The sequence below is a fragment of the Flaviflexus salsibiostraticola genome, assembly GCF_003952265.1.
Classification (GTDB): Bacteria; Actinomycetota; Actinomycetes; order Actinomycetales; family Actinomycetaceae; genus Flaviflexus; species Flaviflexus salsibiostraticola.
The window spans coordinates 362,526-375,810 of the sequence record NZ_CP034438.1; the positions used below are offsets into that span (position 1 = coordinate 362,526).

The 13,285-nt window shown below is 66.9% G+C and carries 13 protein-coding genes; 10 read left to right on the forward strand and 3 right to left on the reverse strand.

Translation table 11 applies throughout. The annotated features are described in order from the left end of the window. Positions 1-8 precede the first annotated feature (8 nt). The 6 genes from EJO69_RS01725 (at position 9) to EJO69_RS01750 (ending at position 6,699) form a co-directional block, all read left to right on the forward strand. Entirely contained in the window at positions 9-1,070 is a 1,062-nt protein-coding gene (locus EJO69_RS01725) for a tRNA (adenine-N1)-methyltransferase (protein ID WP_245993714.1), read from the forward strand. Positions 1,071-1,210: 140 nt separating this feature from the next. Then, positions 1,211-2,824 (forward strand): proteasome ATPase, encoded by a 1,614-nt coding sequence (gene arc, locus EJO69_RS01730; protein WP_164519826.1) that lies wholly within the window; start codon positions 1,211-1,213, stop codon positions 2,822-2,824. Further along, positions 2,821-4,380, forward strand: a complete 1,560-nt coding sequence (gene dop / locus EJO69_RS01735; protein ID WP_126038407.1) for a depupylase/deamidase Dop — start codon at positions 2,821-2,823, stop codon at positions 4,378-4,380. The genes arc and dop overlap by 4 nt, the downstream gene beginning before the upstream one ends. A gap of 2 nt (positions 4,381-4,382) precedes the next feature. Beyond that, positions 4,383-4,556: a ubiquitin-like protein Pup gene (locus EJO69_RS01740; RefSeq protein WP_126038410.1), complete on the forward strand. Its 174-nt coding sequence runs from the start codon at positions 4,383-4,385 to the stop codon at positions 4,554-4,556. Continuing rightward, positions 4,553-5,935, forward strand: a complete 1,383-nt coding sequence (gene pafA / locus EJO69_RS01745) for a Pup--protein ligase (protein ID WP_211331467.1) — start codon at positions 4,553-4,555, stop codon at positions 5,933-5,935. The genes EJO69_RS01740 and pafA overlap by 4 nt, the downstream gene beginning before the upstream one ends. Next, complete coding sequence (locus EJO69_RS01750) at positions 5,932-6,699, forward strand: FKBP-type peptidyl-prolyl cis-trans isomerase (RefSeq protein WP_126038413.1); 768 nt, start codon at positions 5,932-5,934, stop codon at positions 6,697-6,699. The genes pafA and EJO69_RS01750 overlap by 4 nt, the downstream gene beginning before the upstream one ends. A gap of 116 nt (positions 6,700-6,815) precedes the next feature. Here the strand turns inward: EJO69_RS01750 and EJO69_RS01755 are convergent, their stop codons facing one another. The 3 genes from EJO69_RS01755 to EJO69_RS01765 are packed head-to-tail and all read right to left on the reverse strand — an operon-like array spanning position 6,816 to position 9,418. Then, positions 6,816-7,769, reverse strand: coding sequence for a COX15/CtaA family protein (locus EJO69_RS01755; RefSeq protein ID WP_126038416.1), 954 nt, complete (start codon positions 7,767-7,769; stop codon positions 6,816-6,818). A gap of 6 nt (positions 7,770-7,775) precedes the next feature. Continuing rightward, on the reverse strand, positions 7,776-8,516 hold the full coding sequence (locus EJO69_RS01760) for an ABC transporter permease (protein ID WP_126038419.1): 741 nt from the start codon (positions 8,514-8,516) through the stop codon (positions 7,776-7,778). Further along, positions 8,513-9,418, reverse strand: a complete 906-nt coding sequence (locus tag EJO69_RS01765; RefSeq protein WP_126038422.1) for an ABC transporter ATP-binding protein — start codon at positions 9,416-9,418, stop codon at positions 8,513-8,515. Before EJO69_RS01765 ends, EJO69_RS01760 begins: the two co-directional genes overlap by 4 nt. A 183-nt stretch (positions 9,419-9,601) precedes the next feature. On the opposite strand from EJO69_RS01765, the gene EJO69_RS01770 reads away from it, so the two are divergent. The 4 genes from EJO69_RS01770 to EJO69_RS01785 are packed head-to-tail and all read left to right on the forward strand — an operon-like array spanning position 9,602 to position 13,263. Beyond that, a complete protein-coding gene (locus EJO69_RS01770) occupies positions 9,602-10,318 on the forward strand; it encodes a helix-turn-helix transcriptional regulator (RefSeq protein WP_126038425.1) in 717 nt (238 codons plus the stop codon). Further along, on the forward strand, positions 10,315-11,760 hold the full coding sequence (gene sufB, locus EJO69_RS01775; protein ID WP_126038428.1) for a Fe-S cluster assembly protein SufB: 1,446 nt from the start codon (positions 10,315-10,317) through the stop codon (positions 11,758-11,760). The genes EJO69_RS01770 and sufB overlap by 4 nt, the downstream gene beginning before the upstream one ends. A gap of 1 nt (position 11,761) precedes the next feature. Continuing rightward, complete coding sequence (sufD, locus tag EJO69_RS01780) at positions 11,762-12,943, forward strand: Fe-S cluster assembly protein SufD (RefSeq protein ID WP_126038431.1); 1,182 nt, start codon at positions 11,762-11,764, stop codon at positions 12,941-12,943. Continuing rightward, positions 12,940-13,263: a non-heme iron oxygenase ferredoxin subunit gene (locus EJO69_RS01785; protein WP_126038433.1), complete on the forward strand. Its 324-nt coding sequence runs from the start codon at positions 12,940-12,942 to the stop codon at positions 13,261-13,263. Before sufD ends, EJO69_RS01785 begins: the two co-directional genes overlap by 4 nt. The last annotated feature ends 22 nt before the right edge of the window (positions 13,264-13,285 follow it).

The window sequence follows — 13,285 nt, forward strand, 5'->3', positions numbered from 1 at the left end:
GGGGCACTGTGACTATCCACCCTTCAGGACCAGATCGGCGCCGCGGACCGTTTCGAGCCGGTGAGCGCGTTCAGCTCACCGACGTCAAAGGTCGCAGGTATACGACCATGCTCACGTACGAGGGCTACTTCCAGTCCCCCCGCGGCAGGCTGCGCCACACGGAGATCATCGGCCGAGATGAGGGCTCCGTCATCGACACGGACGACGGCCACAGGCTGCTCGCTCTGCGCCCCCTCGTCGCCGATTACGTTCTGTCGATGCCGCGCGGCGCGACACCCATCTACCCGAAGGACGCGGCCCAGATCATCTCGCTCGCCGACGTCTTCCCGGGTGCCCGCGTCGTCGAGGCCGGCCTCGGATCGGGCGCGCTCACACTGTCCCTGCTCGCCGCCGTCGGCCCCTACGGCCATGTCACCTCGGTTGAGCGCCGGGAGGACTTCGCGGAGATCGCCGTCGCCAACGTCGAGAGCTGGTACGGCGATGACATCCCGCCGTGGACCGTGCACCTCGGCAGCCTCGAGGACGTCATGGATGAGATGCCGGACGGCAGCGTCGATCACGTCCTGCTCGACATGCTCGCGCCCTGGGAGAACCTCGACGGCGCGATGCGGATCCTCCGCCCCGGCGGCGTCCTTCTCGCCTATGTCGCCACGACGACGCAGCTGTCCCGCTTCGCGGAGGAGGTCCGCAGGACCTTCACCTTCACCGAGGTCGAAGCCTCCGAGACGGTCGTCCGCACCTGGCATCTCGAAGGCCTCTCCGTGCGGCCGGACCACCGGATGGTCGCGCATACCGGTTTCCTCGTCACCGCACGGCGCCTGGCCCCGATGAGTGAGCCGCTCCTCGAGAAGCGCCGCCCCGCCAAGCTCGCCTACTCGGACACGATGCCGTGGGAGGACGACACCCTCGCCCCCATCTCCGAGCACGACATGTCCGCCAAGAGGCTCCGCCGGGTCCTGCGAGATGTTCGCCAGCGCTCCCGCGTCGAGCAGTCAGGGTCGGCCCACGTATCGCCGTCCTCATCGACCGGCACGAGTGCCGACACCCCGGGTGCCGGCGACCAGTCCTAGACCCCTCGAGACCGGGCTCCCCGCGCCCACGTACGTCCAGCGGTCGATCGGTCGCGGGGACTGCGCCCTCCACTGTGGCGGGCAGTACTTCGACACGCGCCCGGGCCTGCGGGATACTGGACGTGATGGAGAGGAAGTCAATGAGCTCTGCAAGCAGTCTGTCTGAGCAGGTGGCCCTGCTGAGCCGACAGAACGAGAAGCTGTCGGCCGCACTGGCCAGGGCGCGCGAACAGCTGGAGAAGATGGACCAGCGTCTCGAGGAGCTCGCCTCCCCGCCGAGCCCCTACGGCATCTACGTCCAGCCCGGGCCTGACCGCAGCGCCGACATTCTCCTGTCGGGCCGACACATGAACGTGACCGTCGATCGCGGCGCCGGAGCACTCCAGCCCGGCCAGATCCTCCGTCTGTCGGAGCAGCTCGTCGTCCTTGAAGGCCTCGGATTCCCGACCACCGGTGAGGTCGTCACCGCGAAGCTCGTCATCGGCGCCGACCGGGTCCTCGTCTCCTCGAATCAGGCCGAGCAGGTCATCCGCATCGCCGAGCCCCTGCTCGCCGCCGGCGTGCGGCCGGGCGACTCCCTCCGTGCCGAGCTCTCGTATGGATTCGCCTACGAGCTGCTCGAGCGGCCCGATGTCGAAGAGCTCCTCCTCGAGGAGATCCCCGACGTGTCCTATACGGACATCGGCGGCCTCGGCTCGCAGATCGACCAGATCAAGGACACGCTCGAGCTGCCGTTCCAGCACCCGGGCCTCTACCGCGATCACGGACTCAAGCCGCCCAAGGGCGTGCTCCTGTACGGTCCGCCTGGATGCGGGAAGACCCTCATCGCCAAAGCCGTCGCCACCTCGCTCGCCGAGACATCGGGCGATGATCGGGCGTTCTTCCTCAACGTCAAGGGCCCCGAGCTCCTCAACAAGTATGTCGGCGAGACGGAGCGGCAGATCCGAGAGATCTTCGAGCGTGCCCGTGACCGTGCCGCCAGCGGCCACCCCGTCGTCGTCTTCTTCGATGAGATGGAGGCACTCTTCCGCACCCGCGGCTCCGGTGTCTCCTCCGACGCGGAGACGACGATCGTCCCCCAGCTCCTCGCGGAGATCGACGGTGTCGAGACGCTGGACAACGTCATCGTCATCGGCGCCTCGAACCGTGAGGACATGATCGACCCGGCGATCCTTCGCCCGGGCAGACTCGACGTGAAGATCCGCATCGAACGCCCCGACCGTGGCGGCGCACTCGACATCATGCGCAAGTACCTGACTCCCACCCTCCCGATCCATGCCGACGAGATCGAGGCGCACGGCAGTATCGACGCAGCGGTCGAGGCGATGGCGCAGGCGACGATCGACGCGATGTTCGCCAGAGAGGCCCGGACGGAATACGTGGAGCTCACGTACGCCGACGGCGGCCGCGAGACCCTCTACCTGTCCGACTTCGCCTCGGGCGCGATGATCGCGGGCCTCGTCGATCGGGCGAAGACCTACGCCATCAAGGACCTCATCGCCACAGGCGTGCGCGGCCTCTCGACCGATCACCTCCTGGAGTCCCTCGATCAGGAGATTCGCCAGAATGAGGACATCGCGGGCGTGACGAACCCTGACGACTGGGCGCGGATCAACGGCCAATCGACGCACAAGCGCGTCACCTTCGTCCGCTCGCTCGCAGGAGTATCGACCACGGCAGGCAGCGGCCCGATCGCGGCGCCGTCCGCTCCGGGCAACTCCTTCGCGGGAACGGACTTCGGAGGACGGCTGTGACAGTCCGGAGGATCATCGGCACCGAGACCGAGTTCGGCATCCTGTCGAACACGTCCGCGAACCCGATCCGCCTGTCGGCGGACCTGGTCGATGCCTACGCGGCGGCCGGGGCCGGCAGCCCCCACGGCCCGATCCGCTGGGACTACCGGGGCGAGGATCCGCTCAATGATGCTCGGGGCTTCCGCCTGGAGAGAGCCGCGGCCGATCCGTCGCAGCTGACCGACGATCCGCTGGCGATGGCGCCGTCGGGACCGATGGCCGTGGCGCGGCCCAGCGACATCGAGCTGGCCCTGCCGCGCGCCTCCAATACCGTGCTGTCGAATGGCGCGCGCCTCTACGTCGACCATGCTCACCCGGAGTACTCCGCCCCCGAGACGCTCGGACCGCTCGACGCGGTGCTCTACGACCGCGCCGGTGAGCACATCGCACGAGAGGCGATGACGCTCGCGAACCGGCCCGGTGTCGAGTACATCGCCTACAAGAACAACGTCGACGGCAAGGGCGCCACGTACGGGACGCACGAGAACTATCTCGTCGACCGCTCCGTCGACTTCGATGACATCGTCACCGCCCTCACCCCCTTCTTCGTCACGAGGCCGATCCTGTGCGGCGCGGGGCGAGTGGGCCTCGGCCAGCGCTCGGAGCGGCCGGGCTTCCAGATCTCCCAGCGCGCCGACTATGTCGAGAACGACGTCGGGCTGGAGACGACATTCAACCGCCCGATCATCAATACACGCGACGAGCCGCACGCACTGCCGTCCTGGCGGCGCCTCCATGTCATCGGGGGTGATGCCAACCTGTTCGACTTCTCGACGTTCCTCCGGGTCGGCACGACCGCCGCCGTGCTGTGGGTGCTCGAGAACGTTGGAGCGGACCCCGAGTTCGACGCCCTCGCGATCGCTGATCCGGTGTGGGAGACACAGGAGGTCTCCTACGACACGAGCCTCACACACGAGATCGTGCTCCGCAGCGGCTCGGCGATGACGGCCCTCGATATCCAGGCGGCCTACGCCGGGATCTGCCGGCGCGCCATGGAGGCCGCGGGTCCCCTCGATGATGAGACGGCGCTCCTGCTCGACACGTGGGACGAGGTGATCGACGGACTGCGGACCGATCCGCTCTCGGTGGCCGGCAGGGTTGAGTGGGTTGCGAAGCTCCAGATGCTCGAGGGGCTCCGCCAGCGCAGCGGCGCGGCGTGGGACGACCCGAAGCTCGTCGCCTTCGACCTGCAGTGGCATGATCTGAGGGAGGGCCGGTCGATCGTCGAGCGCCTCGATCGGGCGGGACGGATCGACAGGCTGTTCTCCGCGGAGGCGGTGGCCCGCGCCGCGGTCAACCCGCCGGTCGACACCCGCGCCTACATCCGCGGCTCGCTCATCAGCACCTATCCCGGCGCCGTCCACGCCGCCGCCTGGGATTCGATCACGATCGACAATGGCGAAGAGGCGCTGCTGCGGATTCCGACCCTCAACCCCCATGCCGGGAGCAGAGAGCTCGTCGGTGACGCCCTCGCCGCACATGACATCACCACCTTCCTTGACCGATTGAGAGGCTAGAGATGCAGGAACGTATTCAGAAGCAGTCGCAGCGGAAGGTCGATGCTCCCCAGGAGACCATCGCGAAGCAGACCCAGCATGGGGGGATCGACTCCCTCCTCGATGAGATCGACACCGTGCTCGAGTCGAACGCCGAGGCCTTCGTCCAGGGATTCGTCCAAAAGGGCGGGGAATGATCCCGAAGCGGGTCATGGGGGTCGAGACCGAGTATGGGCTCACGACCGCGACCGTGACCGGTGCGCCATCGACGCTCACGCCGGAGGATGCCGCCCAGCGGCTCTTCCGCCGGGTGATCGAGTGGGGTCGGTCCACCAACACGTTCCTCGAAAACGGGTCTCGGCTCTACCTCGATGTCGGCGCGCACCCCGAGTACGCGTCGGCGGAATGCGATTCGATCGACGATCTCGTGGCCACCGACAAGGCGGGCGACCGCATCATGCAGTCGATGGCGGACGATGCGAACGAGCGCCTGGCAGAGGAGGGGATGCCGGAGCGCATCCACCTCATCAAGAACAACGTCGACTCGGCCGGCAACTCCTACGGCTGCCACGAGAACTACCTCATCAGGCGCCGGCGGGACTTCAGGGCCCGGGTCGATGCCCTCGTCCCGTTCTTCATCTCCCGTCAGGTCATCACCGGTGCCGGCCACATCCGCCGACAGCCGGGCATGGGCGGGTTTGAGATCTCCCAGCGCGCCGACCAGATGTGGGACGCCGTCTCATCGGCATCGACACGGTCGCGCCCGATCGTCAATACGAGGGACGAGCCGCACGGCGATATCGAGAAGTACCGTCGCCTCCACGTCATCGTCGGCGACACGAACATGTCGGAGATCTCGACCGGGCTCAAGTTCGCGATGACGGAGATGATGCTCGTCCTGCTCGACGATGGCGTCATCATGCCGGATCTCAGCCTCGTCGACCCCATGCGCGCCATCCGCGACATCTCCCGCGACCTCGACCTCAAGGTCACGGTCGAGGTGGAGGATGGTCGCAGGCTGACAGCGCTGCAGATTCAGCGCATCTATGCCGAGGCGGCGCACCGCCACTACGAGTCCCGCGGCTACCTCGCGGATCTGGATCCGACCCGGCGGCAGATGGCACGCCTCTGGCTCGAGGCGATCGACCTGCTTGAGCAGGGTGATCTCGACCCGCTAAGAGACAGGCTCGATTGGATCGCCAAGCTCACACTGCTCGAGCGCTACCGCACGCGCTCGGGTCTCGGCTGGGAGGACCCGAGGCTGTCCCGCCTCGAGTTCGCCTACCACGACCTGTCACCAACCGCCGGGCTCTACACGGGCATGGTCAAGCAGGGTCTTCTCGCCAGGATCGTCACCGACGACCGGGTCGCGGACGCGATGACGACCCCTCCGGCGACGACTCGCGCCGCCCTGCGCGGCAGGTTCGTCAAAGCGGCATCTGAAGCCCGGCGTGACTACATGGTCGACTGGATGAACCTCCGGCTCCTCGAGGCGGATGGCGCGCGGAGCGTCATCCTCAAAGACCCGTTCTCACCGGTCGATAAGCGGGTGGATGACCTGCTGGAGCACCTATGAGGCGTGCCCTGCTCGCCTTGGCCCTCACGCTGGGGGCCTGCTCATCGTCGCCGCCCGAGCCGGAGCCGCTCACGGTCGAGGCTCGCGGGCCGCTCGGCTCACCGATCCTCGAGGACGTCGACGGCGATCCTCCGCAGGAGGCGGAGCTGTGGGTCGAGAGCGAGGGAACCGGGCGGGTTCTCACGGAGGAGTCGCAGGCACTCTATACCGCCGTCTCCTACGATGACCGCGGCCGCCTTCTGGCGGGTGCAGACCGTCCCGTTGTCACAGGCGCGGTCCAGGCCCCGGTCGATCTGAGCGGGTACACGGAAGGGTCCCGGATCATCTCCGTCGACCCCCAGGGGGAGGGCGCCGAGATCCTCATCATCGATATTCTCCACACGATCGTCCAGGGGGAGCAGCGCGAGATCGAAGGCCCCTTCACCGTCACGGTCGACGACAGCGGAGTCCCGGCTCTCGCGGGCACGGCCGAGATCAGGCGGCTCTCCAGCCAGTCGGTCATCCGCGGCGAGGGCCCTCAGATCAGCGTTGACGACGATGTCTACGTCCAGTACTCCCTCTACCGGGCCGCGGACGGAACACTGGTTGAGAGCACGTGGGGAACAGGCCCGATTCTGCTCAGCCTGAGCGACACCTTCGAGGGCCTGTGGACGGGCGCCGCGGAGGCACCTGTCGGGTCCCGCCTGCTCATCCAGGTGCCCGCTGGCCAGGCGCAGGGTACGGATGATGTGGTCATCATTCTCGACATCCTGGCCCTCGGCTGAATCGGCTGGACCGGCTGAACCGGCCTTCTGGTCGTGCCACGGGAAGCAGGCCTATCAGGACTGACTGGCGCTGACGCGCACCCCACAGAGCCCGTACGTCTGACGTATCTGGCGCGCTATCCCTGACGCGCCGCCGCCGACTCCGACGCGACGTGCCGGCCCCTGTGCTCGATGCTGCGGGGATGGAGGGCGCTCGTCGCGTACGCGACGGACGCGACCAGCAGTGCTGATCCGAGCATGTGCGCGAGCACGAGCGGCTCGGGCAGATTGGTCGCGTGCTGGACGTAGCCGATGATGCCGTTGAGGAGCGTGACGCCGAGGACGGCCGACCAGGCCCTGATCGCGACCTCGAGATCGTGGGACGGCGCCTCCCTGCGACGCCGGATGAGGAGGACGAGGCCGGTGACCGCGACGGCGGTGAACAGCCAGGCGGAGAGGGCGTGGACGCGGCTGATCATGACGGTGTCCATGCCCCACCGGTAGGGCTCGGTCGCATCGCCCGAGTGCGGGCCAGCACCCGTCACGACCGTGCCGAGGATGACGAGCAGCGCGGCCGACAGCGAGACCGCATAGGTGAGTGTCTTCGCCTGCGGCAGGAGGAGCGACGGCTCCGAATCGGGTCGGTGGAGGCGCCAGATGATGTAGGCGGACACGGCGACGAGCGAGAGGGAGATGAGCATGTGGAGGCCCACGACCGCTGGATGGAGATCGACCCAGACGGTGATGCCGCCGATGATCGCCTGCACGATGATGCCGATGAGGGGCCACCAGGCGAGTCGCTTCATCTGCGGGCGGGACCTCGTCGGCTGGCGCCGGTAGACCGCGATGATGAGGAGCACGGCGATGATGCCGAGAACCCCCGTCAGGGTCCGGTTGCCGAACTCGATGTAGGGGTGGATGGAGGATTCCTCGCGGAACTGGGGGGTGAACTGACCCGGCTCGCACAGCGGCCACTGTGAGCAGCCGAGCCCTGAGCCCGTCAGTCGGACGAGGCCGCCCGTGATGATGATGCCGATCTGCGCGACGAGATTGGCGATGGCGAGGTTGCGGGTCGTTCTATCGACGTGCATGGTGTCCTACTTCGAGTCCCAACGGAAACGGGAGGCGGCCAGCAGGCCGACGCCCACCGTCCATCCTCCCAGAACGGCGAGGTGGATGGCGACGCTTTCGCCGCCGGCAAGTGCGCGCAATCCCTCCCCGAGTGCACCCGGGGGAGTGAAGGCGACGATTGTGCCCCACCAGTCGGGGTAGCTGGCGGCAGGCACGATGAGCGCGCCGAGGCCCGCCATCGCGATCCACAGGAGGTTGGCGAGGGCGAGGACAGCCTCGGGTCGCAGGGTGCCGCCGATCAGGAGGCCGAGTGCAAGGAAAGCGCCAAGTCCGAGGGCGAGGAGCGCGAGGCCCGGCAGGAGGACGGACGGGTTGAGGCTCAGCCCGAGCGCGAGGGCGACAACCGTGAGGAGGAGGGTCTGGATGAGGGCGACGACACCGACCGCCCCAAGCTTGCCGAGGAACAGGCCCTTCGGCCCGAGCGGCGTTGTCGCCAGCATGCGCATGACACCCCACCGGCGGTCGAACGCGATGGCGATCGCCTGAGAGGTGAAGGCGGTCGATGCCCAGGCGAGCGCGAGGGAGGAGGCATAGGCCGCCCCGACGCTCATCGGATCCCTGCCCGCGAAGGGCACGTTGACGAGGGCGATGAGGGCGGCGACAGGGATGATGATGTTGAGGAGGGTCTGCTCGCCGTTGCGGAGAATCGTGCCGGTTTCGAATCGGGCCTGGGCGAGGGCGGTTCTCGCCTGGTCTGCTGTGTTCACTGGGCCTCCACGAGCTCGAAGTACAGATCCTCCAACGACTTGGGGCGAAGCGCGACGCTGACCGAGTGCAGACCGAGCCGGTCGAGGGCCCCCGCAAGGACGGCGAGCTCAGCCGGTGTCGCATCCTCGCGCGTGCTGACCTCGAGCTGATCCCCCTGGGCGCGGTAGTCGAAGCCGGGCAGCTCGGCTGCAAGCAGGGCCTGGATCGCGGCGGCGTCCCCGCCCTCGACCCACATGGACCGACCGCCCAGCAGATCGCGTGCCGGACCATCTGCCAACACCCGCCCGGAGCGCAGGACGATGACCTGATCGGAAAGGGCCTCAGCCTCAGACATGAGGTGCGTGGTGAGGACGACCGTCGTCCCGCCGCGGGCGAGTCGGCGAATGAGGGCGTGCATGTCCCGGCGGGAGGCCGGGTCAAGTCCTGCCGAGGGTTCGTCGAGGAACACGAGCTCGGGGTTGCCGATGAGGGCACAGGCCAGTGCGAGCCGCTGGCGCTGGCCACCGGACAGGTGGCGGACTCTCGTCCGGCCGCGTTCGGCGAGTCCGAGGATCTCGAGGAGCTCATCGACGTCGCGGGGATTCGCGTGAAGTCGGCTCACGTGGCTGAGGACCGCGTGCGCACGCGGGGATTGGGGGAGCCCTCCGTCCTGGAGCATGACGCCGACCCGGCGGCGCAGCTCCTCATCGTCCGCCACTCGATCCCGGCCGAGCAGCCGGATCGAACCCTCATCGGGTTTCCGAAGACCTTCACAGCATTCGACTGTCGTCGTCTTCCCTGCGCCGTTCGGGCCGAGGATGGCGGCGATGGTGCCCGGTGAGACGGCGAAGGACACGTCGTCGACGACGCGCCGGCCCTCGTAGGCCATGACGAGGCTGTCGACCTCGAGAGCGTGGAACATGCCGACCAGTCTAGGCCAGGACTCAATGTCTCTCGGCAGTCAACTCGACCCGCCGTCGAGATCGGTGGGAAAAGGGGCGGAATCTCAAGGAATGGAGACGGGAGCCACGGGGCACGCACTTGCATTACGTTAAATAAGCAACGAAAATGTTGTGTAAAGCATATGGGCAGGAAAGGAGGGGTCATGGCGGACGTGAAGGAACCTGAATCCGGAACGCGCGAAACGATACTCCAGCTCATCATCGAGCGGGGCCCGATCACCGCGGCGAACCTGGCTCAGCTCCTCTATCTCACCCCAGCCGCGGTGCGGCGACACATCGGCGTGCTCGAGGAGGACGAGCTCATCGAGGTGCACGAGACACTGCCGACGAGCCGTGCGCGGCGCGGCCGGCCCGCGCGCCACTATGTCGCCACCCTCGAGGGCCAGTCCATCCTCAAGAACCAGTACTCAGCGATCGCGATCGATGCCCTCGACTTCATCCGAGACGAGCTCGGCACGGACATGGTCGAAGCCTTCGCCACCGCGCGAGTCGGCGAGCTCGAGGAGCGGCTCCGGCCCGAGGTCGACGCCGCCGGCGACGAGCCGACACAGCGCGCACAGGCCCTTGTGAAAAAGCTCTCGGACGAAGGCTATGCGGCCTCCCTCCGAACCGTCGGCCCGCGCGGCTATGCTCTTCAACTGTGCCAGGGACACTGCCCCGTCCAGCAGGTCGCGAAGAGATTCCCTGAGCTGTGCGAAGCCGAGACCGAGGCGTTCTCCCGCCTCCTCGGCGTCCACGTGCAGCGACTCGCGACCCTCGCCTCGGGCGACCACGTCTGCACGACCCACATTCCACTGCTGATCCAATCCCGCCCCGCGGGGACACCATCGCGTGCACACGCAACGGAAGGAAATCAATGACACAGACACGGCCAGAAGCCGGTGTCGGCGAGCCGATGACTCAGGAAGAGACGATCGCGTCGATCGGAAACTACAAGTTCGGCTGGCATGACTCTGACGAGGCGGGCGCGAACGCGCGCCGCGGCCTCAACGAGGATGTTGTCCGCAACATCTCGGCCATGAAGGATGAGCCGGAGTGGATGCTCGAGCGTCGCCTCAAGGCGCTCAAGCTGTTCGATCGCAAGCCGCTGCCGATGTGGGGTGCGGATCTGACCGACATCGACTTCGATCGGATCAAGTACTTCGTGCGCTCGACCGAGAAGCAGGCGACCTCGTGGGAGGACCTGCCCGAGGACATCAAGGAGACGTACGACCGTCTCGGCATTCCCGAGGCTGAGAAGCAGCGCCTCGTTGCCGGCGTCGCAGCCCAGTACGAGTCCGAGGTCGTCTACCACCAGATCCGTGAGGACCTCGAGGAGCAGGGCGTCATCTTCCTCGACACCGATACGGCCCTCAAGGAGCACCCGGAGCTGTTCGAAGAGTACTTCGGCACGGTCATCCCCTCGGGCGATAACAAGTTCGCGGCCCTCAACACGGCCGTCTGGTCGGGCGGCTCCTTCGTCTACGTCCCCCCGGGCGTCCACGTCGAGATCCCGCTCCAGGCCTACTTCCGCATCAACACGGAGAACATGGGCCAGTTCGAGCGGACGCTCATCATCGCCGACGAGGGCTCCTACGTCCACTACGTCGAGGGCTGCACGGCCCCGATCTACAAGTCGGACTCCCTCCACTCGGCCGTCGTCGAGATCATCGTGAAGAAGGACGCCCGTGTCCGCTACACGACGATCCAGAACTGGTCGAACAACGTCTACAACCTCGTCACCAAGCGCACCGTCGTTGAAGAGGGCGGCGTCATGGAGTGGGTCGATGGCAACATCGGCTCCAAGGTGACGATGAAGTACCCGGCCGTCTACCTCATGGGTGAGCACGCCCGCGGTGAGACACTCTCGATCGCGTTCGCCGGCGCCGGTCAGCACCAGGACACCGGCTCGAAGATGGTCCACATGGCACCGCACACCTCCTCCTCGATCGTCTCCAAGTCGGTCGCGCGGGGCGGCGGACGCGCCTCCTACCGTGGGCTCGTCCAGGTCATGCCCGAGGCCGACCACTCGAAGTCGACCGTGCTCTGCGACGCGCTGCTCGTCGACACCGAGTCGCGCTCGGACACCTACCCGTATGTCGATGTCCGCGTCGACGACGTTGAGATGGGCCACGAGGCGACCGTCTCCAAGGTGAGCGAGGACCAGCTGTTCTACCTCATGTCGAGGGGCATGGCAGAGGCGGAGGCCATGGCGATGATCGTCCGCGGCTTCGTCGAGCCCATCGCCCGCGAGCTCCCCATGGAGTACGCCCTCGAACTCAACCGCCTCATCGAGCTTCAAATGGAAGGAGCCGTCGGCTGATATGACGACGAATCTGTCTACCGATCATTCCCGGGCCACGCTGACCACAGATGACCCGTCGTTCACCCAGGTGGTCGGCACGTCGCGCGGCGACCGGTCCTCATCGTTCGCGCTCAACGACTTCGCGGTGCCGAACGGCACCGAGGAGGACTGGCGCTTCACTCCGGTCAAGGAGCTCGCGCCGTTCTTCGCCGACGAGCTGACGGGCACGAAGCCGCTCGTGACCGCCGAGGGTGTCGACCTCGAGGTCGTCAGCCGTGACGATGCGCGCCTGGGCACAATCCAGGCCCCCGGCGACCGCTCTTCGGTCGTCGCCTGGAACAGCTTCGACGAGGCGTACGTCGTCACGGTCGCGAAGGATGCGAAGGCTGAGGGCCTCATCAAGGTTGAGGGCCAGGGCGGAGATCCGTCCGCTCTGCATTTCCACATCGTTGCCGAGGAGAACTCACAGGCGACCGTCGTGCTCTCGCACGAGGGTGACGGCCAGGTCTCCGAGACGGTCGAGATCGACGTCAAGGATGGCGCCCAGCTGACCTTCGTCACGGTCCAGGAGTGGGAGGACGAGGCGATCCACCTGTCGAACAACAGGATCCGTCTCGGCAAGGATTCAGCGATCCGCCACATCGTCGTCACGCTCGGCGGCAGGATCGTCCGCATCACCACCGACGGCGAGTACACGGCCACCGGTGGCGACATGGAGCTGCTCGGCGCCTACTACACGGATGCGGGCCAGCACCAGGAGCACCGCCTCTTCGTCAAGCACGCGGCTCCCGACTGCCGCTCGAACGCGACCTACAAGGGCGCCCTCCAGGGCGACGGCGCACACGCCGTCTGGATCGGCGACGTCCTCATCGAGGTCGAGGCGACCGGCACCGACACGTACGAGCTCAACCGCAACCTCCTCCTGACCGAGGGCACCAAGGCCGACTCGGTGCCGAACCTCGAGATCAAGACCGGCGAGATCGAGGGCGCGGGACACGCGTCCGCGACGGGCCGCTTCGACGATGAGCAGCTGTTCTACCTGCGTGCTCGCGGCATCCCGGAGGATGTGGCGCGGCGCCTCGTCGTGCGCGGCTTCTTCGCCTCCCTCATCAACCAGATCGGTGTCCCGATGATCCAGGACAAGCTCATGGCCGCCATCGAGCTCGAGCTGGATCAGACGATGGCCGGTGTGCAGGCATGACATTTCAGGTCGCGTGCCATGAGTCGGATGTCGAGCCCGCGGACGTCATGCAGGTGACCCTTGACGGGGTCGACCTCGCCATCGCCCGCGACTCCGACGGCTCGTGGCACGCACTTGATGATCAGTGCACGCACGGCAACGTGTCTCTCTCGGATGGCGACGTCGAGGACGGCGGAATCGAATGCTGGAAGCACGGTTCGGTCTTCGACCTGGAGACGGGCCAGCCCCGCTCCCTCCCCGCCGTCGCACCCGTCGCGGTCTATTCCATCAAGGTCGAGAACGGCTCCGTCTGGGTCGACATCGACCGCCCTCTTCACTGAATTTTCTGAGCAAGAAAGGGAC

Bases quoted from the DNA above. Each gene is read 5' to 3' on its own strand.
- arc (WP_164519826.1), top strand. From the start codon at position 1,211: ATGAGCTCTGCAAGCAGTCTGTCTGAGCAGGTGGCCCTGCTGAGCCGA.
- EJO69_RS01740 (WP_126038410.1), top strand. From the start codon at position 4,383: ATGCAGGAACGTATTCAGAAGCAGTCGCAGCGGAAGGTCGATGCTCCC.
- pafA (WP_211331467.1), top strand. From the start codon at position 4,553: ATGATCCCGAAGCGGGTCATGGGGGTCGAGACCGAGTATGGGCTCACG.
- EJO69_RS01750 (WP_126038413.1), top strand. From the start codon at position 5,932: ATGAGGCGTGCCCTGCTCGCCTTGGCCCTCACGCTGGGGGCCTGCTCA.
- EJO69_RS01755 (WP_126038416.1), bottom strand. From the start codon at position 7,769: ATGCACGTCGATAGAACGACCCGCAACCTCGCCATCGCCAATCTCGTC.
- EJO69_RS01765 (WP_126038422.1), bottom strand. From the start codon at position 9,418: ATGTTCCACGCTCTCGAGGTCGACAGCCTCGTCATGGCCTACGAGGGC.
- EJO69_RS01770 (WP_126038425.1), top strand. From the start codon at position 9,602: ATGGCGGACGTGAAGGAACCTGAATCCGGAACGCGCGAAACGATACTC.
- sufB (WP_126038428.1), top strand. From the start codon at position 10,315: ATGACACAGACACGGCCAGAAGCCGGTGTCGGCGAGCCGATGACTCAG.
- sufD (WP_126038431.1), top strand. From the start codon at position 11,762: ATGACGACGAATCTGTCTACCGATCATTCCCGGGCCACGCTGACCACA.
- EJO69_RS01785 (WP_126038433.1), top strand. From the start codon at position 12,940: ATGACATTTCAGGTCGCGTGCCATGAGTCGGATGTCGAGCCCGCGGAC.